20 protein-coding genes and 1 pseudogene are annotated in these 20,316 nt (G+C 71.5%); 15 read left to right on the forward strand and 6 right to left on the reverse strand.

Going from position 1 to position 20,316, the window contains the following annotated elements; all coding sequences use genetic code 11:
• The first annotated feature begins 239 nt into the window (after positions 1-239).
• Entirely contained in the window at positions 240-581 is a 342-nt protein-coding gene (locus ACY34K_RS09660) for a hypothetical protein (RefSeq protein WP_462745724.1), read from the forward strand.
• Between the two features lie 465 nt (positions 582-1,046).
• Here ACY34K_RS09660 and ACY34K_RS09665 read toward each other — a convergent pair whose 3' ends face one another.
• The 3 genes from ACY34K_RS09665 to ACY34K_RS09675 all read right to left on the reverse strand — a co-directional run bounded on the left by ACY34K_RS09665 (position 1,047) and on the right by ACY34K_RS09675 (position 2,726).
• Entirely contained in the window at positions 1,047-1,781 is a 735-nt protein-coding gene (locus ACY34K_RS09665; RefSeq protein ID WP_462745725.1) for a GntR family transcriptional regulator, read from the reverse strand.
• 8 nt (positions 1,782-1,789) lie between these two features.
• On the reverse strand, positions 1,790-1,963 hold the full coding sequence (locus ACY34K_RS09670; RefSeq protein ID WP_462745726.1) for a hypothetical protein: 174 nt from the start codon (positions 1,961-1,963) through the stop codon (positions 1,790-1,792).
• 484 nt (positions 1,964-2,447) lie between these two features.
• Entirely contained in the window at positions 2,448-2,726 is a 279-nt protein-coding gene (locus tag ACY34K_RS09675; protein ID WP_462745727.1) for a hypothetical protein, read from the reverse strand.
• 78 nt (positions 2,727-2,804) lie between these two features.
• Here ACY34K_RS09675 and ACY34K_RS09680 point away from each other — a divergent pair, with 78 nt between their 5' ends.
• Complete coding sequence (locus ACY34K_RS09680; protein WP_462745728.1) at positions 2,805-3,560, forward strand: GntR family transcriptional regulator; 756 nt, start codon at positions 2,805-2,807, stop codon at positions 3,558-3,560.
• A gap of 401 nt (positions 3,561-3,961) precedes the next feature.
• Positions 3,962-4,417 carry a hypothetical protein gene (locus tag ACY34K_RS09685; RefSeq protein ID WP_462745730.1) on the forward strand — a complete coding sequence of 152 codons (456 nt, stop codon included), beginning with the start codon at positions 3,962-3,964 and terminating at the stop codon, positions 4,415-4,417.
• A 436-nt stretch (positions 4,418-4,853) separates the two neighbouring features.
• On the opposite strand, the gene ACY34K_RS09690 is transcribed toward ACY34K_RS09685, so the two are convergent.
• Positions 4,854-5,024, reverse strand: a complete 171-nt coding sequence (locus ACY34K_RS09690; RefSeq protein ID WP_462745731.1) for a hypothetical protein — start codon at positions 5,022-5,024, stop codon at positions 4,854-4,856.
• A gap of 218 nt (positions 5,025-5,242) precedes the next feature.
• On the reverse strand, positions 5,243-5,920 hold the full coding sequence (locus ACY34K_RS09695) for an HNH endonuclease family protein (protein WP_462745732.1): 678 nt from the start codon (positions 5,918-5,920) through the stop codon (positions 5,243-5,245).
• A 110-nt stretch (positions 5,921-6,030) separates the two neighbouring features.
• On the opposite strand from ACY34K_RS09695, the gene ACY34K_RS09700 reads away from it, so the two are divergent.
• The 12 genes and pseudogenes from ACY34K_RS09700 to ACY34K_RS09755 all read left to right on the forward strand — a co-directional run bounded on the left by ACY34K_RS09700 (position 6,031) and on the right by ACY34K_RS09755 (position 18,698).
• Positions 6,031-6,897 (forward strand): carbon-nitrogen hydrolase family protein, encoded by an 867-nt coding sequence (locus tag ACY34K_RS09700; RefSeq protein WP_462745733.1) that lies wholly within the window; start codon positions 6,031-6,033, stop codon positions 6,895-6,897.
• 126 nt (positions 6,898-7,023) lie between these two features.
• Positions 7,024-7,683 carry a hypothetical protein gene (locus ACY34K_RS09705; protein WP_462745734.1) on the forward strand — a complete coding sequence of 220 codons (660 nt, stop codon included), beginning with the start codon at positions 7,024-7,026 and terminating at the stop codon, positions 7,681-7,683.
• An 89-nt stretch (positions 7,684-7,772) separates the two neighbouring features.
• Positions 7,773-8,626, forward strand: a pseudogene (locus tag ACY34K_RS09710) (DUF2797 domain-containing protein).
• A gap of 88 nt (positions 8,627-8,714) precedes the next feature.
• Positions 8,715-9,050, forward strand: coding sequence for an antibiotic biosynthesis monooxygenase family protein (locus tag ACY34K_RS09715; RefSeq protein ID WP_462745735.1), 336 nt, complete (start codon positions 8,715-8,717; stop codon positions 9,048-9,050).
• 184 nt (positions 9,051-9,234) lie between these two features.
• Positions 9,235-10,059, forward strand: a complete 825-nt coding sequence (locus ACY34K_RS09720) for an amidohydrolase family protein (RefSeq protein WP_462745848.1) — start codon at positions 9,235-9,237, stop codon at positions 10,057-10,059.
• A 115-nt stretch (positions 10,060-10,174) separates the two neighbouring features.
• A complete protein-coding gene (locus ACY34K_RS09725; RefSeq protein WP_462745736.1) occupies positions 10,175-10,912 on the forward strand; it encodes a response regulator transcription factor in 738 nt (245 codons plus the stop codon).
• Between the two features lie 3 nt (positions 10,913-10,915).
• Positions 10,916-12,499 carry a sensor histidine kinase gene (locus ACY34K_RS09730; RefSeq protein WP_462745737.1) on the forward strand — a complete coding sequence of 528 codons (1,584 nt, stop codon included), beginning with the start codon at positions 10,916-10,918 and terminating at the stop codon, positions 12,497-12,499.
• Between the two features lie 25 nt (positions 12,500-12,524).
• Positions 12,525-13,862 carry a bifunctional glycosyltransferase family 2/GtrA family protein gene (locus tag ACY34K_RS09735; protein WP_462745738.1) on the forward strand — a complete coding sequence of 446 codons (1,338 nt, stop codon included), beginning with the start codon at positions 12,525-12,527 and terminating at the stop codon, positions 13,860-13,862.
• On the forward strand, positions 13,859-16,009 hold the full coding sequence (locus ACY34K_RS09740) for an ArnT family glycosyltransferase (protein WP_462745739.1): 2,151 nt from the start codon (positions 13,859-13,861) through the stop codon (positions 16,007-16,009). The genes ACY34K_RS09735 and ACY34K_RS09740 overlap by 4 nt, the downstream gene beginning before the upstream one ends.
• 78 nt (positions 16,010-16,087) lie before the next feature.
• The gene (locus ACY34K_RS09745; RefSeq protein WP_462745740.1) at positions 16,088-17,596 is read left to right on the forward strand and encodes an MFS transporter; all 1,509 of its coding nucleotides are present in this window, start codon (positions 16,088-16,090) and stop codon (positions 17,594-17,596) included.
• Positions 17,597-17,637: 41 nt separating this feature from the next.
• Complete coding sequence (locus tag ACY34K_RS09750) at positions 17,638-18,390, forward strand: TetR/AcrR family transcriptional regulator (RefSeq protein WP_462745741.1); 753 nt, start codon at positions 17,638-17,640, stop codon at positions 18,388-18,390.
• Between the two features lie 182 nt (positions 18,391-18,572).
• The gene (locus tag ACY34K_RS09755) at positions 18,573-18,698 is read left to right on the forward strand and encodes a hypothetical protein (RefSeq protein ID WP_462745742.1); all 126 of its coding nucleotides are present in this window, start codon (positions 18,573-18,575) and stop codon (positions 18,696-18,698) included.
• Between the two features lie 111 nt (positions 18,699-18,809).
• On the opposite strand, the gene ACY34K_RS09760 is transcribed toward ACY34K_RS09755, so the two are convergent.
• Entirely contained in the window at positions 18,810-20,315 is a 1,506-nt protein-coding gene (locus ACY34K_RS09760; protein WP_462745849.1) for an MDR family MFS transporter, read from the reverse strand.
• Between the last annotated feature and the right edge of the window lies 1 nt (position 20,316).

The following is a 20,316-nucleotide window of genomic DNA, read 5'->3' on the forward strand; positions in this document are numbered from 1 at the left end:
AGGACCACCTCCCGCCCGGTGTGTGCACCCCCGGCTAGGTGATCAATAGTTGTGTCAGAAGCCCGTGTGGTTGCGAGCTTCGCTTCAGGTCAGGCCCCTAGCGCCTGAAGCCCGCCGTTGGCCCTGCCTCATGCTGGAACGGGCCGGCGGGGCAGTCAGACACTGGATGAGCTGTGCGGCGTGGGCTACCCAGCCTTGCCCTCTGTTGGTAGGCGTTGATAGCTGGGATGCTCGCTGGCATGTCAGAGACCGCGAGGGACTTATCCAACTTCTCCCCCGCGCCGTTCGGGTGGCGTACTGCCATCGCCGACGCCAAGGGCAAGGTGTTGATCATTGCCCACATCGTTGGCTGGGGCCGCTTCACCGACACCGGTCCGTACGCTCACACGGGCGATGGGGAGCTGGATCCCCTCCTCCTTTGGAACAACGTCGGCGACCCCTTCATCTCGTCGCTAAGCAAGACTCTCGATGACTGGGATACAGGGGAGGACAAAGGTCGCTACAGCGTCCACGAGATCCTTCCACCCGGGAGTGAACCTCGACTTCCCGAGGGGTGGAGCGTTCTCGTCGACGGGCGGTAGCGACAGGCACCACCCAAGCGTGGCCTATTCGTGGACGAGTGAGCCACCAGAGGTGGTCTACTGCGCCCTAACCTGCTGAAACGCGCGAGACGCATGGGGCCTCCGGAGCCGTGTGCGCGAGCACCCGCCACGCCAAGGGCCCCGGGGTAGCCCCGGGGCCCTTCTGTTGCCGATTGGGTCTTCAGTGCTAGCCGAAGGCTGCCGCCGGCAAGCGAGGGCTGTCGTCACCTCCCGGAGCGGAGGGCTCCAGTGTCGACAGGCGGTGGCCGCGGCTTGTTGCTACGCGGAGAGTGTCCCGTAGGGCTCCGACCAGGTCAGCGGTCAGGTCTCGAAGTTCTTCCGGCTCCGTCTCCTTGTCGCTGAGGGCTTCCAGCGCGTGTGCCACGAGATCGGTTGCCAGGCCTAGCTGGATCGACTCGGTGGTGTCGGCCAGGCGGCTGAGGTGGCTGTTGGTGTCGTCGGTGCTCAGGTAGCAGGGCTTGCCGTCCGGGCCTGACCATGGGAGGAGGCGGAGTTCGTTGTGGGGCGGCATCCTGCCGGTCCTTTCTCGTCGGTCGTGTGATGGGTGGTGAAGAGTGCGTCGGCTCGGTCGCCCGGGAGGACCAAGAGAGCTGCTTCGACGACGCGGCCGGTGGGGTCGGTCGACACGCGAGTGATCGCGAGGACGGCAAGTGTCGAGCTGATCCGGAGGGCTGAGGCTTCCTCTGGGGTGGGGAGGCGGGCGCTGACCTTCTCTCGGGAATCCACCGGTTCTGGGCGGTGCCACGGTGGTTCGGCCGGCGTCAGGCCGCGTGGGACGTAGACGCGGGCCAGGCCGTATGGGATCTCTCCCAGTTGGCTGAGGTAGAGGAACTCGGTCAACGGGGTGCGCGACGGCACCTTGAGCAGGCGGATCAGGTCACCTCGTGCTCGGACCTTGGTCGTGCGGACTGTGACGTGCAGGTCCTCGGTGGGGGTGAGGCAGCCGCCGACGTAGGTGATTCTGCGGAGAGGGCGACGGACGAAGTTGCCCTTGCCGTGGATCTTCTCGATCAGACCTTCGGCCTGGAGGAGCGCGAGGGCGTTGCGGAGGGTCGGGGTGCTGACCTTGTAGTGGGTGGCGAGCTGGGATTCTGCGGGGAGGCGTTCGTCGAGCTTGAGACGGCCGGTGGTGATCTGAGCTCGGAGGTCGGCGGCGATCGTGTATCGGAGGGACGGCACGGGCTGGCTCACCACCTTCTGAGTACCCGTACGGCGAAGTGCCGGGACCGGGTGTGCATGGTCAGGAGCTCGCCCGACTCGAAGAGGAGGCGCTCGGCGCCGCTGGGGAGTTGGCGGAGGCCGGCTACCCGGCAGGGCTGGCCGCCGGTGGCCAGAGCGCCGCTGGGGGCCCAGCTCGTCATGAGGTCGTCCCCGTGCGAGTGGCCGCCGTGTGGCAGGGGCAGGCGCACGCCTCGTAGACGACGGGGACGTCGACCGGTGCCGTTGCCGGGGAGGAGTGCGCGCACTTGTGGTGGGTGCCGATCCGGCACGAGCTGGATCGGTAGGGGGCGGCCGCTGCCGGGGAGGGGCTCGTCATCAGTAAGCCTCCGCCGGCGTGAAGCAGGTGTGGGCGAGGGAGTGGTGCGGGAGCGGTGCCGAGTGTTGGCGCGTGCGCTGCTCGTGGGTTAGGACGTACGGGCGGACGAGGGCGGTCTCCTCGCCTGGGAGGAAGTCCTCGCCCGGGGGGAAGTCCTCCGCGTGGTATCGGTGATGCCTCAGGGGCGGCGTCGTCCCGTTGGGGATGTGGGTGGGCGTTAAGACGCTGCGCTGCCGGGGCTTTCGGGAGTACCGCTCCCTGGTGCGTGTGATGGCGCGGCGGATACGGTTGAACACGCTGATCAGCTCCTATCGCTGATGGCCAGGTCCCCGGACATCGCCCGTCGCGAGGACCGCTTTGTTCACGGCGGCCCATAGGGTTCGGCCGCCCAGGCTGGTGGCGAGGAGACCGAAGTGGTCCGCCTGTGCCACGACTCCCAGGACCTCCCGCCATGTCTCGGCGGGGAGGGATTCCGGTACCTCCGCTTCGATCGACGTGTGTCTGGTGTGTTCCAGCACGCGGGTGGTGAGTCCGATGGCGGACAACCGTGCGGCGATGGCCTCCGCGCTTACTTCTGGAGCAGGCACAGGGCAGCCTCCGTCACCGGCGATCACTTTGAGTGAAGCTAGTTAACTAGATTAGAGCTAGTGGACTAGATTTTCCATATGCCTGAGCAGCCGCCCTATCTCCGCATCGCCGACGAACTCCGGCGGCGGATCACGGAGCACGAGTGGACGCCCGGAGACCGGCTCCCGTCCCGCGCCCAGATCGCGCAGGAGTGCGGCGTGGGCGAGAACGTGGTCCGTCGGGCCCAGGAGCTGCTGATCTCCCAGGGTGTTCTGGAGGGCCGGGCCGGGTCAGGTACGTATGTGGCCGAGCCCCGGCAGCGGGTGCGGATGGTTCGGTCCGCGGCGCGTGAGCAGCCCGACGGGTCGCCGTTCCGCGCGGACATGAAGGCCGTGGGGCGGAACGGTGGCTGGGAGAGCCGGACCGATGCCAAGGTGCCCGCGCCGGCGGAGATCGCTGCGCGGCTCGGCATCGCCGAGGGGGACCTCTGCGTCCGCACCGTGTACGAGTTCCTTGCTGACGGCCGCCCCGTGCAGTTGTCGACGAGCTGGGAGCCGTACGACCTCACTGCCGGCACCCTCGTCGTCCTCCCCGAGGGTGGGCCGCATGCCGGGGCGGGCGTCGTGAACCGGATGGCCGAGATCGGCGTCACGGTGAGCCATGCCGTGGAGCAGCCGGAACCGCGGCAGGCGACCGCCGAGGAGGCCTCGCTGCTCGGGATCCAGAAGGCCGCCCTTGTGACGCACATCCGGCGGACGTACTACAGCGATCGGGGGCAGCCTGTAGAGACTGCGGACATCGTCGTGCCGGCGGCGCTATGCGAGATCGTCTATGAGGTCTCCATCGGTCGCTGATGAGGCCTCGTGACGGGGAGCAGGTGCGTCGGGCTGGCGCGAGCCTTGAACGTGATGGCCACTCTTCGTATGTGTGGGCGGGTGCTCCATGGCCTTGGAGCTCACTGGTCTAGCTCAAACCACACCGGGCGCCGCAACCCTCTCCATCGCCTATCCGTGCCATGGCTTGATCCGTCGGGATTGCGGCCGGGGAAGATTGAGATGCCGACCCTGGTGAGCTCGCAGATCAAGGAGGAATTTTGGAGTTAGCAAGTTTGATCGTGGCAGTGGTCGCGGCCGTTTTGTCGGTAGGGTCCACCGCCGCCGCTTGGCGGGCCCTTCGCCCTCGACCGATGCTTGCCGGTCGGGTTGTTGGAGCCTGGCAAGGCTCAGCAAATGAAGGCGAGTTCACGCTCATTGGCGTGCACGTAATACTCACCAACCGGTCAACTCACCCGGTTCACCCTGTCGGTGCCGCGTTGGAGGTGAGGATCGCCGGTGAGTGGTACGCGGCCGGGCGTCTTGCCCGCTACCAAGTGAGCGAATTGGCTGAGATTTCCATAACTGATGGGAATAGTGGCAAATGGGCTTTCCGGGTCACTCAAGAGCATGTGACGGCCTTGCTGGAAAGCAAGGTTGAACATGGGGCACCCATGGTGGGACTCCTCGTCTTCCATCTGGATAACCGGCGCTTCCTGGCGGTGGGAGCGAGCGGCAGCATGTCCATCGATGCATACAGGCTCGTGGTCACCGACATCTTCGGGAGGCGGCACTCCATTGAGGCAAGTCGCCGTGAAACGGAGACCTTCTCAAGCGGTCACCTCTCCCTGACCGAGGTGTTGCACGAGATGGGCGTCCCCGTGCGCCGTGTTGAATGAAGAGTTTTGAAGGAGTGTCGGCGCCAAGGCGTGGTGGTGGCCTTCGTGTCGGTCGGCTTGTACAGCAGCGAAGTACCGCAACCCCAGCAACCGACCCCGCCCGGTAGCGCCCTTCCCGGCCCCGCAGCGGCCGGTATGACCCCAGCTGACCGATCCGGCTAGAGCTACGGATCAGAAGGTTGCAGGTTCGAATCCTGCCGAGTGCACACAGATGAGAGGCCCCGGAGAGATCCGGGGCCTCTTGCGTTGCCGGGCCGTACAGCAGCCACGTACGGCAACCGCCCTCAGCCGGTGCCGCCCATCGCGTCGGGCAGCTTGCCGAGCTCCGTCGTCAGGATCCGTCTGGACGCTCAAGCACGCGAACGGCTGCGGGTCCGTTCGCCCGGTGTGTCGAGGACGGGGCGAGGTCGTACAGCGGCTCAGCGCGGCATCCCGATCAGACGGCGCCGCCCGTGGGGCGTGACCGAGGGGCGCGTCGCAGCCTGAGCACCGTCGCGTCGTACAGGGGCGCGTCGGGGAAGGGCAGAACCTCGCCGAACCATTCGTCACCCCAGTTCTCGTACAGCGCGCGTACCTTCGGGTGATCGCGTTCGACGAGCAGCGTCACTCGCTCCTCGGGACGGTCTCGCAGAAGCGCGTCGTGGATGTCCCGGGCCGTCCCCGTTCCGAGACACCCATCGGGACCTGACGGGCCTCTCATGGGGGGGACGCCGTCGAACCACCGTGGCCCGCAGCAACGAGAGCGCGCGGCTCTGCCTGAGTGCCCAGCGGGCGAGAGGCCCCCGGGGAACCGGGGGCCTCTCGCGTCGTGGCGTGCGGTGGGTGTCAGGAGGTCGGGGTGTAGACGACCGTCGTCTCCGGGCACGAGGCCGCGAGGGTGGTCAGGGTGTCGCGTTCCGTGGTGTCGGCGGTGAGGCCCCAGCGGAGCTTCGTGGCCGTCCAGTCGGCGATGTACTCGCAGCGGACGGACTCGGCCGGGGGGAGCCATTCGGCCGGGTCCTGGTCGGCCTTGCTGCGGTTGGACCGGGCGGTGACCGCGACCAGGGAGGCGGGGGCACCCAGGTCGTTGGCGTAGGCCTCGCGGCGTGCGGCCGTCCACTGGGAGGCGCCGCTGTCCCAGGCCTCGGCGAGGGGGACCATGTGGTCGATGTCGAGGGCGGAGGCCGAGGAGATCCAGGTCTGGTCGTAGTAGGACCACCACAGGCCGCCGACCAGTCGGCAGCCGGCGTCGACCTGCGGCATCTCGGTGGCCTCCTCCAGGAGGACCTCCGCACGGGTGTTGCAGCCGTCGGAGGCGATCTGGCCGGCGTTCCAGTGGCGGAAGCTGGTGCGCTGGTAGCCCGTCCGGGACTCGGCGGCGAGGGGGAGGGCCGTGACGGCGTCGGCGAGGGGCAGCGACACGGCGGCGCGGATGTCTGTGGCCTCGGCGGCCGGGGCGGACATGGTGAGGGGCAGGACGGCGAGTGCGACGGCCGTGGTGGCGCGCATCAGGTTCTTGATCACGTCAACCGAAGTAGTCGCTCATCACCCCGGGGAGTGGCAAAGACCCGAACAAATGCGCCGGATGGGCGTGTGCGTTCACCGGAGAAACGTTGTTGCTACGTTGCGCGTCCGTGGAGATCGAACAGCTCGACGAGGTCGAGAAGCTTCCCCCGGGTGTGCTGCGCGTCGCCGCCGCGCAGGCGTGCCCCGTCGCGGGAGACGTCGAGGCGAACGCCCGTACCGCCGCCGCCATGGTGCGGGAGGCCGGTCAGGGCGGGGCACGGGTGGTCGTGTTCCCCGAGAAGTTCCTCACGGGGTACGAGCCCGAGCTGATCCGTGCCGAGCCGGTGCGCCGCGCCGTGCGGGCGGGTGGGGACGGGCGGCTCGGTCCCGTCGCGGACGCCTGCCGGGAGTCCGGCGTCGTGGCCGTGCTCGGGACCGCGGTGCACGACGCGGGCGAGCTGTACGTCTCGGCCCTGGTGATCGGACCCGACGGGCGGGTCGTGGCCCGCTACGACAAGCAGACCCTCTTCGCGACGGAGCGCGACGTCTACGGGCAGGGCGATGCCGGCTGCACCGTCGAGGTCGACGGCTGGCGGCTCGGCCTCGGGGTCTGCTACGACTCGGGCTTCCCCGAGCACGCCCGGGCTGCCGCCGTGGACGGCTGCCACGCGTATCTGGTCGGGGCGCTGTTCGGTGTCGGCGGCGGCTACCACGAGTCCCGGATGTGGTTCCCCGCGCGGGCTTTCGACAACACGACGTACACCGTCCTCGCCAACCATGTGGGCGTCACCGGGAAGTGGACGACCTGCGGCGCCAGCGGGGTGTGGGGCCCCGACGGGCGCCCGGTGGCGGCGGCCGGTCAGGACCGGGCCGAGCTGGTCTTCGCCGACCTCGACCCGGCGGCTCTGCGGGAAGCCCGCACGGCCCGGCCCGTCCTGGCCGATCTCCACGCCACGGCGTCGGCGCCCCGCGCCCGGTACCGCGTCGGCGGCTAGGGCGTCCACCCCCGGAACGGCGGAGCCGCGCACCCTCGTCTCCGCCGATCGGCAGATGGGCAGGGGCGGGGGTTCCCGCGAGGCTGGTCTCGTTCTCGAACAGACCGGTTGAGCAGGGAGTTCACGATGCGTCTCACTTCGTTCGGTGTGGTCGGCGCCGCGCTCGTCACGGTGGTGGCGGGGGCGGCCCTCGCCGGCGCCGCGCCCGTTCCGGCCCCGTCCCCGGCCCTGTCCCTGGCCCCCGTCCCGTCCTCGGCCGTGCCGCCGAGCGGTGTCGCGAGCGTGCGCGGTTCCGCCCGGATCGGGTACGTGTACTCCGCCACGCACGACATCCGCTTCACCGTCGACGCCGAGGCCGTGCCCTGGTCGAGGCCCTTCCCGGGCGCGCCGCACGGGCTGCCCACGGACGCCCGGGGCACCGTGCTGATCTCGCACCACGTCCCGGAGACGGGTACCACGGCGACCTCCGAGGCCCGGGTGGACTGCCTGGTCACCGGGGGCGGCACGGCGACCCTGACCGCCGTCGTCACCAAGTCGAACGTCGACCGGGTCGGCACCCGGCTCGGCATCAGCGTTCAGGAGGGCGGCAAGGGCGCGAAGGGCCGGCTCGGGTTCTCGTGGGGCGTCGCGAACGCGGACCCGGAGAACCCGGGCACCCGGCCGACGGTCGGGACCTGCATGGCGCCCGCGCCGTTCGCGCCCGTCGTCCGGGGCGGCTTCGATGTCCGGCACACCGAGCTGCCGCCCGTGCCCGAGCCGAAGCCGGGCGGCGCGCCGCGGCGGTAGTCCGGAGCGGAAAACAGAAGGACAGCAGGACACGAGGTGGGGCGGAAGGCCGGAAGGCCGCTGTCAGAGCCCCGCGTTACGGTGCGGGAATGACGGTGTGGCGGTGCAGGGGGTTGCGGTGGCCGCACGGGAAGCCCGTGCTGTGCTGGGAGCCGGAGCGGGCCAGCGCGCTGACGTACGGGCAGGTGATCGGCTTCGGCGCCGTGGGTGAGCGGCGCTGCCCGGGGGCGCGGGGCAATCCGTGCGCCCTGTCCGCCGTCGTCGGCGGGCGCAGCACCGGCGGGCTGTGCGCGCAGTGCGCGCGGCTCGACCGGGCGCATTCGGTGGCCGCCGACACGATCGCGGACGACCTGCGCACCTACCGGGTGTATCTCGCCTGGTTCGGACCCGGCATGGTCAAGGTGGGGATCACCGCCGAGGAGCGGGGCGGCGCCCGGCTGCTGGAGCAGGGCGCCGTCGCGTTCGGCTGGCTCGGGCGCGGGCCGCTGATGGCCGCACGGCGTACCGAGGAGGTGCTGGGTACGGCTCTGGGCGTGCCGGACCGGATTCCGTACGCCGCCAAGCGCGCCGCGCGGGCCGGGCTGCCGGGCCGGGGGAGCGGGCGGCCGAGGTCGAGGACCTGTACCGGCGGGCCGTGGCGGTGCCCGGCTGGGCGGAGACCCTGGAGCGGCTGCCCTGCGAGGTGGCCGATCACGCCGAGGTGTTCGGGCTGGCGGGTCTGGAGCGGGTGGACGGGACCGTCACCGAGCTCGTGGCGGGTGGTTCGGTCCACGGCACGCTCCTGGCCGCGGCCGGGCCGGATCTGCATCTGCTGGACGCCGGTGGCCGCTCGCTCGTCCTCGACACCCGGCTCATCACGGGGTGGGGGCTGGTGGCGGCCGGAGGAGGGGTGAGCGTGCCGGTGGCGATGGCGCCGAGGACCGTACAGGGAGGGCTTTTCTGAAGGTCCTGGCGACCGGTGGGTAAAGACTGGGATCCCTTTGGTCCTCCGACCTGGACACGGTCCCGCCCCCGGACGGAGGGTGATCATCATGAGTCAGGAACTTGTGGGTGGCATCGAACCGCCCTACTACACCGTGGTGTTCACCTCCGTACTCACCGAGGACGACGAAGGGTACGACGAGACCGCTCGGCTCATGGCCGAGCTCGTGCGGGAGACACCCGGCTTCCTCGGGTACGAGTCGGCCCGCGCGGCGGGCGGGATCGGCATCACCGTCGGGTACTTCCGGGACGAGGAGGCCATCGCCGCCTGGCGCGAGATCGCCGAGCACCGCGCGGCCCAGCGCCGCGGTCGTGACCAGTGGTACCAGCGGTACCGCGTGCACATCGGCAAGGTGGAGCGCAGTTACGGCTTTGAGCGCGGGTGAGGCGGGCCGGGCCGGCACGGAAGCCTCCGGCGGCGCGGCGGGCTCTCCCGGTGAGGTGGGTGCCCCCGGCGGGGCCGGCGCCCCCGGCGGCGCGGCGGGCTCTCCCGGTGAGGCGGGTGCCCCCGGCAAGGCGGGTGCCCCCGGCGAGGCGGAGCTCGTCACGGCGTTCTGGCGGCGTCTCCGACTGCCCGGTCTCGTCGACGTCCACACGCACTTCATGCCCGACCGGGTCCTGCGGAAGGTGTGGGCGTACTTCGACTCCGCCGGACCGCTCACCGGCCGGGAGTGGCCCATCACCTACCGCGAGGAGGAGGACCGGCGGGTCGAGCTGCTGCGGGAGTTCGGGGTGCTGCGCTTCACCTCGATGCTGTATCCGCACAAGGCCGGTATGGCGGAGTGGCTGAACGCCTGGGCGGAGCGGTTCGCGGGGCGGGTGGAGGAGTGCCTGCGGACGGCGACCCTGTTTCCCGAGGAGGGGGTGGACCGGTATGTGCGCGAGGCGGTCGAGAGCGGCACGCGGGTCTTCAAGGCGCACCTACAGGTGGGGGCGTACGACCCGAACGACCCGCTCCTCGACGGTGCCTGGGGTCTGCTCGCGGAGGCCGGCGTGCCCGTGGTGATCCACTGCGGGTCGGGTCCCGCGCCCGGGAAGCACACCGGTCCCGGGCCGGTGGGCCGGCTGCTGGCGCGGCACCCGCGGTTGACCCTGATCGTGGCGCACATGGGGATGCCCGAGTACACCGACTTCCTCGACCTGGCCGAGCGGTACACGCGGGTGCGGCTCGACACGACGATGGCGTTCACGGACTTCAGCGAACGGCTCGCGCCTTTCCCGGTCGCGGAGCGCACTCGGCTGCGGGAGCTCGGCGACCGGATCCTGCTGGGCTCCGACTTCCCCAACATCCCGTACGGGTATCTGCACCAGCTACGGGCTCTGGAGCGGCTCGACCTGGGTGACGAGTGGCTGCGGGCGGTCTGCCACGGGAACGGCGCACGGCTCTTTCCCTGAGCCCGCGAAGCCTTGCGTGAGCCCTGCGGAGGCCGAGGGCCACCCGCGCCGTTTTCTCAGGGAATTCACAGGAACGGGAAAGGTTGCTCTCACAGGCGCGGGCCAGCGTGTCAGCATGACCACGACCTCCCCCCAGGGGCGCACCGCCACGCTCAGGCCCGACGGCAGCTCCGTCCGGGTGCTCGTCGTGGACGACGAGGCCTCGCTCGCCGAACTGCTGTCGATGGCCCTGCGGTACGAGGGCTGGGACGTGCGCAGTGCCGCTGACGGCGCCGGGGCGGTGCGGTCGGCGCGCGACTTCCGGCCGGACGCCGTCGTACTGGACGTGATGCTGCCCGACATGGACGGGCTGGCGCTGCTCGGCAGACTGCGGCGCGAACTGCCGGACGTGCCCGTGCTGTTCCTCACCGCCAAGGACTCGGTGGAGGACCGGATCGCCGGTCTCACGGCGGGTGGCGACGACTACGTCACCAAGCCGTTCAGCCTGGAGGAGGTCGTGGCCAGGCTGCGCGGGCTGATCCGGCGGTCGGGCGCGGCACTGGCCCGCAGTGAGTCGCTGCTGGTGGTGGGGGACCTGACGCTCGACGAGGACAGCCACGAGGTGACTCGGGGCGGCCAGGGCATCCATCTGACCGCCACCGAGTTCGAGTTGCTGCGCTTCCTGATGCGCAATCCGCGGCGGGTGCTGAGCAAGGCGCAGATCCTGGACCGGGTGTGGTCGTACGACTTCGGCGGTCAGGCCAATGTAGTCGAGCTGTACATCTCGTACCTGCGGCGGAAGATCGACGCGGGCCGTTCGCCGATGATCCACACCCGGCGGGGCGCCGGATATCTGATCAAGCCGGGTGAGTGAGTGATGCGGCGGCCCCGTCGCGGTAGTCCGGCCCGCCGCGGCAGTTCGCCCCGTCGCGGTAGTCCGGCCCGCCGCGGCAGTTCGCCGCGCCGCCGCTGGTCGCTACGGGCGCGGCTGGTCGTCTCGGCCGTCTCCCTGATCGCGGTCGTCGCCGCCGTCATCGGCACGGTCACCACGATCTCCCTGCACTCCTACCTCGTGGGGCAGAAGGTCGAGCAGCTCAGGGAGTCCGTCGAGCGGGCCTCCCGGCCCGTGCGCAGCCCCGTCGCCGGAAGCAGCGACCTGCGGTTCATCACCGCGCCCGGGCAGCCGTTCGGCACCGTCGGCGGCCGCTCGGACGCACCGGGCGGTCCGCTGACCGAGGGCGGCCGGCTGGTCGGCGAGCGGCCCGAGGACCCGCCCGGCCGCCTGGACGCCGCGCAGACCGCCGCGCTGTCCGCCGCCCCGCGTGACGGCCGGGCGCACGACGTCGCTCTGCCGGGACTCGGCGACTACCTGGTGCTGGCCTCCGACGACGGATCGCTCGTCCTGGGCTTCCCGCTCAGCGACGTCCAGCAGACGATGAGCAAGCTGGTGGTCATCGAGATCTGCGTGACCGCCGCCGGGCTGGTCGCCGCGGGCCTCGCGGGCGGCACCCTGGTCTCCGTCGCGCTGCGCCCGCTGCGACGGGTGGCCGCGACCGCCACGCGCGTCGTCGAACTCCGCCTGCACAGCGGTGAGGTGGCGCTCCACGAGCGCGTCCCGGACGCCGAGGCCGACCCGAGGACGGAGGTCGGCCGGGTCGGCGCCGCCCTCAACCGGATGCTCGACCATGTGCACTCGGCGCTGCTCGCCCGCCAGGAGAGCGAGACGCGGGTGCGGCAGTTCGTCGCCGACGCCAGTCATGAGCTGCGTACACCGCTGGCCTCGATCCGCGGGTACGCCGAGCTGACCCGGAGGGGCGGGGAGCGGCCCGGCCCCGACACCCGGCACGCGCTCGGGCGGATCGAGGCCGAGGCGACCCGGATGACCGGGCTGGTGGAGGACCTGCTGCTGCTCGCCCGGCTCGATGCCGGGCGCCCGCTCTCGTACGGCGGCACCGATCTGTCCCCGCTGGTCGTCGACGCCGTCGGTGACGCCCGGGTCACCGGTCACGGGCACCACTGGCGCCTGGAGCTGCCCGGCGAGCCCGTCACCGTGCGGGCGGACGCCGCCCGGCTCCACCAGGTGCTGGTCAATCTGCTCGGCAACGCCCGCTCGCACACCCCGCCCGGCACCACGGTGACCGCCCGGGTCCGCGGGGACGGCGCGTGGGCCGTCGTCGAGGTCGAGGACGACGGGCCCGGCATCCCGCCGGAGCTGCTGCCGCGGGTCTTCGAACGGTTCGCGCGCGGCGACGCCTCCCGCTCCCGGCACGCCGGCAGCACGGGGCTGGGCCTGGCCATCGTCCAGGCCGTCGTCGCCGCGCACGGCGGCGAGGTGACGGTCCACAGCGCGCCCGGCGGGACGGTGTTCGCCGTCAGGCTGCCGGCCGCGGCCGCCGGGGACGACGAGGCCACCGGGGACGACGACTCACAGGCGGGGCACAGGCTCGTCACACGGCCGTGACAGCGCCGCCCGCGAGGGTCGGCGCATGCGAACCGAACACTTTGCGGCGGCCTCGCCGGTGGCCCCACCGGGGACCTCACCAGGAGCTCTGCCCGCCCGGGAGCACCTACCCGTGGGTGTCGTCGGCCGGCCCGTCCTCGATGTCGTGATTCCGGTGCACAACGAGGAGAAGGACCTCGAACCCTGCGTGCTGCGTCTGCACGAGCACCTCGCGCGCACCTTTCCGTACGGCTTCCGCGTCACGGTCGCCGACAACGCCAGCACCGACCGCACGCCGGAGATCGCGGCCCGGCTCGCGGCGCTGATCCCCGACGTGCGGTCGGTGCGCCTGGAGCGGAAGGGCCGCGGGCGGGCGCTGCGCACCGTCTGGTCGCACTCCGACGCGCCCGTGCTCGCCTACATGGACGTCGACCTGTCGACGGACCTCAACGCGCTGCTGCCGCTGGTGGCACCGCTGATCTCCGGCCACTCGGACCTGGCCATCGGGTCCCGGCTGGCCCGCTCGTCACGCGTGGTGCGCGGACCGAAGCGGGAGTTCGTCTCGCGGACCTACAACCTCGTCCTCCGCGGCTCGCTGGCCGCCCGGTTCAGCGACGCGCAGTGCGGGTTCAAGGCGATACGCCGGGAGGTCGCCGAGCGGCTGCTGCCGATGGTCGAGGACACCGGCTGGTTCTTCGACACCGAGATGCTGGTGCTGGCCGAGCGCGCCGGGCTGCGCGTCCACGAGGTGCCGGTCGACTGGGTCGACGACCCCGACTCCACGGTCCGCATCGTGCGGACCGCCACCGACGACCTGAAGGGCGTGTGGCGGGTGGGGCGGGCGCTCGCGAAGGGGACCCTGCCGCTGGACCGGCTGGCCCGCCCCTTCGGCGACGACCCGCGCGACCGGACGATCGGCGGCGTACCGGGGGGCCTCGCCCGGCAGCTGGTCGGCTTCTGTGCCGTCGGCGCGCTGTCGACGCTGCTCCACCTCCTGCTGTACACGGTCTTCCGGGCCGGGGCGGGGCCGCAGGGAGCCAACGCCCTCGCGCTGCTGCTGTCGGCCGTCGCGAACACGGCCGCGAACCGGCGTCTCACCTTCGGGGTGCGCGGCCGGGACCGCGCCGTGCGCCACCAGGTGCAGGGGCTGGTCGTGTTCGGCATCGGCCTCGCGCTCACCAGCGGCTCGCTGGCCGCCCTCGACGCCGCCGCCGGCAACCCCTCGCACGGCACCGAACTCGCCGTGCTGATCGCGGCGAACCTCGCGGCCACGGTGCTGCGCTTCCTGCTCTTCCGGGCCTGGGTCTTCCCGGACCGCCGCGACCCCTCGTACGGGCAGGGCGCTCCGTACGCGTACGACGACGAAGCGAGGAACGCGCGATGACGACGTCCCACGAGCGCGGCAGGGAGGGGGACGCCGCCTGGGTGCGGCCCGCCCTCCTCGGCCTGCTGCTGGGCACCGCCCTGCTGTACCTGTACGACCTGGACGCCTCCGGCTACGCCAACTCCTTCTACTCGGCCGCCGTGCAGGCGGGCAGCGAGAGCTGGAAGGCCTTCTTCTTCGGTTCGTCCGACGCCGCCAACTCCATCACGGTCGACAAGCCGCCAGCCGCCCTGTGGCCGATGGCGCTGTCCGTGCGGCTGTTCGGGCTGGGTTCCTGGCAGATCCTCGTGCCCGAGGTGCTCACGGGGGTGGGCACGGTCGCGGTCGTGTACGCGGCCGTCCGCCGCCGCTTCAACCCCGCCGCCGGGCTCATCGCGGGGACGGTCCTCGCGCTGACGCCGGTCGCGGCGCTGATGTTCCGGTTCAACAACCCGGACGCGCTGCTGGCGCTGCTGATGTCCGTTTCGGTCTACTGCGTGCTGCGCGCCCTGGAGGCGGGGCGTACCAAGTGGCTGGTGTGGGCGGGTGTGGCGATCGGCTTCGCCTTCCTCACCAAGACGCTCCAGGCGTTCCTGATCCTGCCGCCGCTGGCGCTCGTGTACGCGGTGTGCGCGCCGACGGCCCTGCGGCGCAGGCTCGGCCAACTCGCTCTCGCGGGGCTGGCGGTGATCGTCTCCGGTGGGTGGTGGGTGGCGGTCGTCGAGCTGTGGCCGGCGTCCTCGCGCCCCTACATCGGCGGCTCGCAGACCAACAGCTTCCTGGAGCTGACGTTCGGCTACAACGGCCTCGGCCGCCTCAACGGCGAGGAGACCGGCAGCGTCGGAGGGGGCGGCGGCCGTGGGGGCGGCGGATGGGGCGAGACCGGTGTGGGCCGGATGTTCGGCGACGCCGTCGGCGGCCAGATCTCGTGGCTGCTGCCCGCCGCGCTGATCCTGCTGGTCGCGGGGGTGGCCGTGACACGGCGGGCGGGCCGGACGGACACGGCCCGGGCGGCGTTCCTGGTGTGGGGCGGCTCGCTGCTGACGACCCTGGCGGTCTTCAGCTTCATGGCCGGCATCTTCCACGAGTACTACACGGTGGCGCTCGCCCCGTACATCGCGGCGCTCGTCGGCATGGGCGTGACGGTGCTGTGGGAGGAGCGGGCGCACGTCGCGGCCTCGGCGACGCTGGCGCTGACGGCGGTGGTGACAGCGGTCTGGGCCCACGTCCTGCTGGGCCGGACGCCTGATCATCTGCCGTGGCTGCGCTGGGCCGTGCCGGCCGTCGGCCTCGTGGCGGCGGCGGGGCTGCTGCTCGGGGCCCGGCCGGGGCGGGGGCCGGCTTCCGCGGCCGCGGGGCTCGCGCTGGTGGCGGCACTCGCGGCTCCGACGGCGTACACCCTGTCGACGCTGGGGACCGGGCACACCGGTTCGATCGTGACGGCCGGTCCGGCGTCGGCGCGGGCCGGGGGACCGGGTGGCGGTCCGGGTGGCGGTCCGGGTGGCGGCATGCGGCCGGGTCAGCAGGGCCGGATGCCCGCGGCCACCGACGGCGGCGGGGCTCCGGGCCAGGGGCAGGACCGGGCTCCGGGCCAGGGACAGACGCCGGGTCAGGGCCCGGGCGGAGTCCCGGGCGGCCCGGGTGCGCGGGGCGGTCCTCCCGGCACGGCGCAGGGCGGCGGGGACCGGTTCCCTCCGGGCGCGGCTGGTCAGGGCCAGGGGCCCGGCCAGGGCCAAGTGCCCGGCCGGGGCGAGCGGGGCGGCCCCGCCGGTGGCACGGGCGGTCTCCTCGACGGCGCCGAGGTCTCCTCCGCCGTGCGGGCGAAGCTCCTGCGGGACGCCGACGACTACACGTGGGTCGCCGCCGCCGTCGGCTCCCAGAACGCCGCGAGTCATCAGCTCGCCACCGAGCAGCCGGTCATGGCCGTCGGCGGTTTCAACGGCAGCGACCCCTCCCCGACGCTCGCGCGGTTCAAGGAGCTGGTCGAGGACGGCCGGATCCACTACTTCATCGCGAGCGGCGGCCGGGGCGGCGGCCCGGGCGGCGGCCCGAGTCGCAACGGCAGTTCGGCGATCACCTCGTGGGTCGAGGCCACGTTCACCAAGGTCACGGTGGACGGCACCACTCTGTACGACCTGAACGCGCCACACGCCACGACCACGTCCTGAATTCGCTATACAGCGTAAGGCTACCTCTTGTACGGTGTACGAGACCGAGTCCCGTACACCGTACAAGGAGTGCTCCCCATGACGGCGACGACCGCCGAGAACCCCACGGCCGTCCCCACCGGCGGCCACCCGCAGCGCTGGCTGATCCTCGGTGTCATCTGCCTCGCCCAGCTCACCGTGCTGCTCGACAACACCGTCCTCAGCGTCGCGATCCCCTCCCTCACCAAGGAGCTCGACGCCTCCACGGCCGACATCCAGTGGATGATCAACGCCTATTCGCTGGTCCAGTCGGGCCTGCTGCTCACCGCCGGCAACGCCGCCGACCGCTACGGCCGCAAGAAGATGCTGCTGTCCGGTCTCGCCCTGTTCGGCATCGGCTCGCTGGCCGCCGGCCTCGCCCAGACGTCGGCGCAGCTGATCGCCGCCCGCGCGGGCATGGGCGTCGGCGGCGCACTGCTGATGACCACGACCCTCGCCGTCGTCGTCCAGGTCTTCGACGACACCGAACGGGTCAAGGCCATCGCGCTGTGGTCCACGGTCAGCTCCCTCGGCTTCGCCGCGGGCCCGCTGCTCGGCGGGTTCGTGCTGGACCACTTCTGGTGGGGTGCCATCTTCCTGATCAACATCCCGGTCGCGCTCATCGGCCTGTTCGCGGTCGCCGCGCTCGTACCGGAGTCCAAGCACAAGCAGGGTGACCGGCCCGACCTGCTCGGGGCGCTGCTGTCCACGATCGGTATGACCGCGGTCGTCTACGCGATCATCTCCGGCCCCGAACACGGCTGGACGTCCGGCCAGGTGCTGCTCTCCGCCGCGATCGGCGTCCTCGTCCTCGGCCTGTTCGCCCTGTGGGAGCTGCGCACCCCGTACCCCATGCTGGACATGCACTTCTTCCGCAACCAGCGCTTCGTCGGCGCCGTCGCGGGCGCCATCCTGGTCGCGTTCGGCATGACGGGCTCGCTGTTCCTGCTCACCCAGCACCTGCAGTTCGTGCTCGGCTACGGGCCGCTGGACGCCGGTCTGCGGACGGCACCGCTGGCGCTCACCGTCGTCGTGCTCAACCTCGCCGGCGTCGGGGCGCGACTGCTGCCGAAGCTCGGCACCCCGGCGACGATCGCCACGGGCATGGCCCTGGTGGCGGCCGGTCTCGCCGCGATCGCCGTCCTGGGCGGCCGTCACGGGTACGGCGGGATGCTGCTCGGCCTGGTGGTCATGGGCGCCGGAGTCGCGCTGTCGATGCCGGCCATGGCGAACGCCATCATGAGCGCCATCCCGCCGGAGAAGGCGGGCGTCGGCGCGGGCATCAACGGCACGCTCGCCGAGTTCGGCAACGGCCTCGGCGTCGCCGTCCTCGGAGCCGTGCTCAACTCCCGCTTCGCCTCGCTCGTCTCGGTGTCGGCCGCCTCGCTCCCGGCCGCGCTGGCGGCGGCGGACGGCCCGGCGGAGAAGGCCCGGATCTCGGACGCGTTCGCCTCCGGTCTGGAGACCAGCCAGCTGGTCGGCGCGGTGGCCGTCCTCGCGGGTGGTCTGCTGGCGGCGCTGCTGCTGAGGCGTGCGGAGCGGGCAGACTCACCCGTGGCCGCGGCGTAGCGGCGGCATAGCATCGGGGCCAGGAACGAGGAGGGTGCGCGATGGCGTCGTCGGCACGGCGGACGAGCGTGTGGCTGGAGGGCAAGTCGACCCGGGGCCGGAAGGCCGACCAGCCTTCCGGACTCGACCGGGAGAAGATCACCGAGGTGGCGGTACGGCTGCTCGACGCGGAAGGCCTCGCCAAGTTCTCGATGCGCAAGCTCGCCGCCGAGCTGAACGTCACCGCGATGTCGGTCTACTGGTACGTGGACACCAAGGACGACCTCCTGGAGCTGGCGCTCGACCGGGTGGCGGGCGAGCTGGACCTTCCGGAGGAATCGTCCGGGGCGGACTGGCGCGAGCGGCTCCGGGAGCTGGCCGCGTCCTACCGGGCCCTCCTCGTCGCCCACCCGTGGGCGTCGTCGCTGCTCGGACGCTTCCTCAACATCGGGCCCCACTCGATGCGCTTCGCCCGGACCGTCCAGCAGGTGATCGCCGACACCGGGCTCCCGCTGCACCTGCAGACCGGCGCGATGGCCTCGCTCTTCCAGTTCGTCTACGGCTTCGGCACGATCGAGGGCCACTTCCGCCAGCGGTGCGAGGAGGCCGGAATGACGCAGGACGAGTACTTCCGGCACGCCATGGGCACGGTCCGCGAACGGCCCGGATACGCGGACCACTTCGAGCAGGCCGAGCGGATGATGGAGGCCCGCGGCGGGGACACCGTCGCGGAGATGCGCGAGCGTGACTTCCAGTTCGCGCTGGACCTCCAGCTCGCGGGCATCGAGGCCATGGTGGCCCGCGCGGCGGGCTGACGCCCTCCGCCCCTCAGGGCCCTCACCGCTCCGGCGTGAACTCGTACTGCACCTCAATCGAATGCCCGGGCCGATGGATCAGTGGCGCGCGCTGGGTCCGTGCCGACAGCACGGCCAGGGCCTTGCGAGAAGCTCTCTCCGCGTCCGGCGTTTCTCCGGAGGCCTACGGCTCCATCAGGCCCGTGGTCACCCACCAGGGCCGGGTGTACGTGGACGTGGGGATGCTCCGGGACGACGCCGCAGCGATGGTGGCGCAGGCCCTGGCCCTCAGCGCTCAGCCCGGCACGTCGGGTAGGGGGCTCGCTTGACGGCAGCAGGCCCCGGGCGGGACCGGCGGCGTCCCCTGCCGCCGGCCCCGGATCCGGGGCCGTATCCACACCGGGCGGGCACTCTCCGCTCAAAGACGCCCACCCGGGGGCTCAACGGGGCGCGCTCTTCAGCGCCACCTCCTTGATGAACAGCGTCACCAGGAAGGCGAGCAGCGCGAAGGGCGCCGAGTACAGGAACACATCCCCCACTCCGTGGCCGTAGGCGCTCTCCATGACCGTGCGGATCGGGGCCGGCAGGGCGTCCAGGTCGGGGATGCCGCCGCCGCCCGTACCGCCGTGGCCCAGCGCGGCGCCCCGGGGGCCGAGTTCGGCGAGGCCGTCCTTGACGTAGTGGGTGACCCGGTTGGCCATGACCGCGCCGAGCGCCGAGACGCCGATGGCACCGCCCAGGGACCGGAAGAAGGTGACGACGGAGGACGCGGCGCCGAGGTCGGCCGGGGCGACCTGGTTCTGTGTGCACAGCACCAGGTTCTGCATCATCATGCCGAGCCCGAGACCCAGGACCGCCATGAAGACCGCGATGTGCCAGTACTCCGTGTCGTACCGGAGGGTGCCCAGCAGGCCGAGGCCCGCCGTCACCAGCACGCCGCCGCTGACCAGCCACGCCTTCCACCTGCCGGTCTTGGTGATGACGAAGCCGGAGACGGTCGACGAGACGAACAGGCCGCCGATCATCGGGATCGTCATCACGCCGGACATGGTGGGCGACTTGTCGCGCGCCAGCTGGAAGTACTGGCTGAAGAAGACGGTGCCCGCGAACATCGCGACACCGACGAACAGTGAGGCCAGCGAGGCCAGGGTGATCGTGCGGTTGCGGAACAGCCGTAGTGGGACGATCGGTTCGCTCGCCCGCGACTCGACGAGCAGGAAGACCGCGCCGAGGAGGAGAGAGCCGCCGACCATGAGAGAGGTCTGCCAGGACAGCCAGTCGTACTTGTCGCCGGCGAAGGTGACCCAGATCAGCAGCAGCGAGACGGCGGCGCTGATGAAGAACGCACCGGCCCAGTCCACCCTGACCCGGCGCTTCACGACCGGCAGTTTCAGGGTCTTCTGCAGCACGACCAGTGCGATGACCGCGAACGGTACGCCGACGTAGAAGCACCAGCGCCAGCCGAGCCAGTCGGTGTCGGTGATGACACCGCCGAGCAGCGGGCCGCCGACGGTGGCGACGGCGAAGGTGGCGCCGAGGTAGCCGCTGTAGCGGCCGCGCTCACGCGGCGCGATCATCGCGGCCATGATGATCTGGGCGAGGGCGGTGAGTCCGCCGACGCCGATGCCCTGCACCACGCGGCAGGCGATCAGCATGCCGGTGTTCTGCGCCAGGCCCGCCACGATCGAGCCCGCGACATAGATCACGAGGGCGATCTGGACCAGCAGCTTCTTGGAGAAGAGGTCCGCGAGCTTGCCCCACAGCGGGGTGGTCGCGGTCATCGACAGCAGGGCCGCGGTGACGACCCAGGTGTAGGCGCTCTGGCCGCCGCCGAGGTCCGTGATGATCTGCGGCAGGGCGTTGGAGACGATCGTCGAGGACAGGATGGCGACGAACATCCCGAGCAGCAGCCCGGAGAGCGCCTCCATGATCTGCCGGTGCGTCATC

The organism is Streptomyces sp. STAM6 (genome assembly GCF_054963715.1).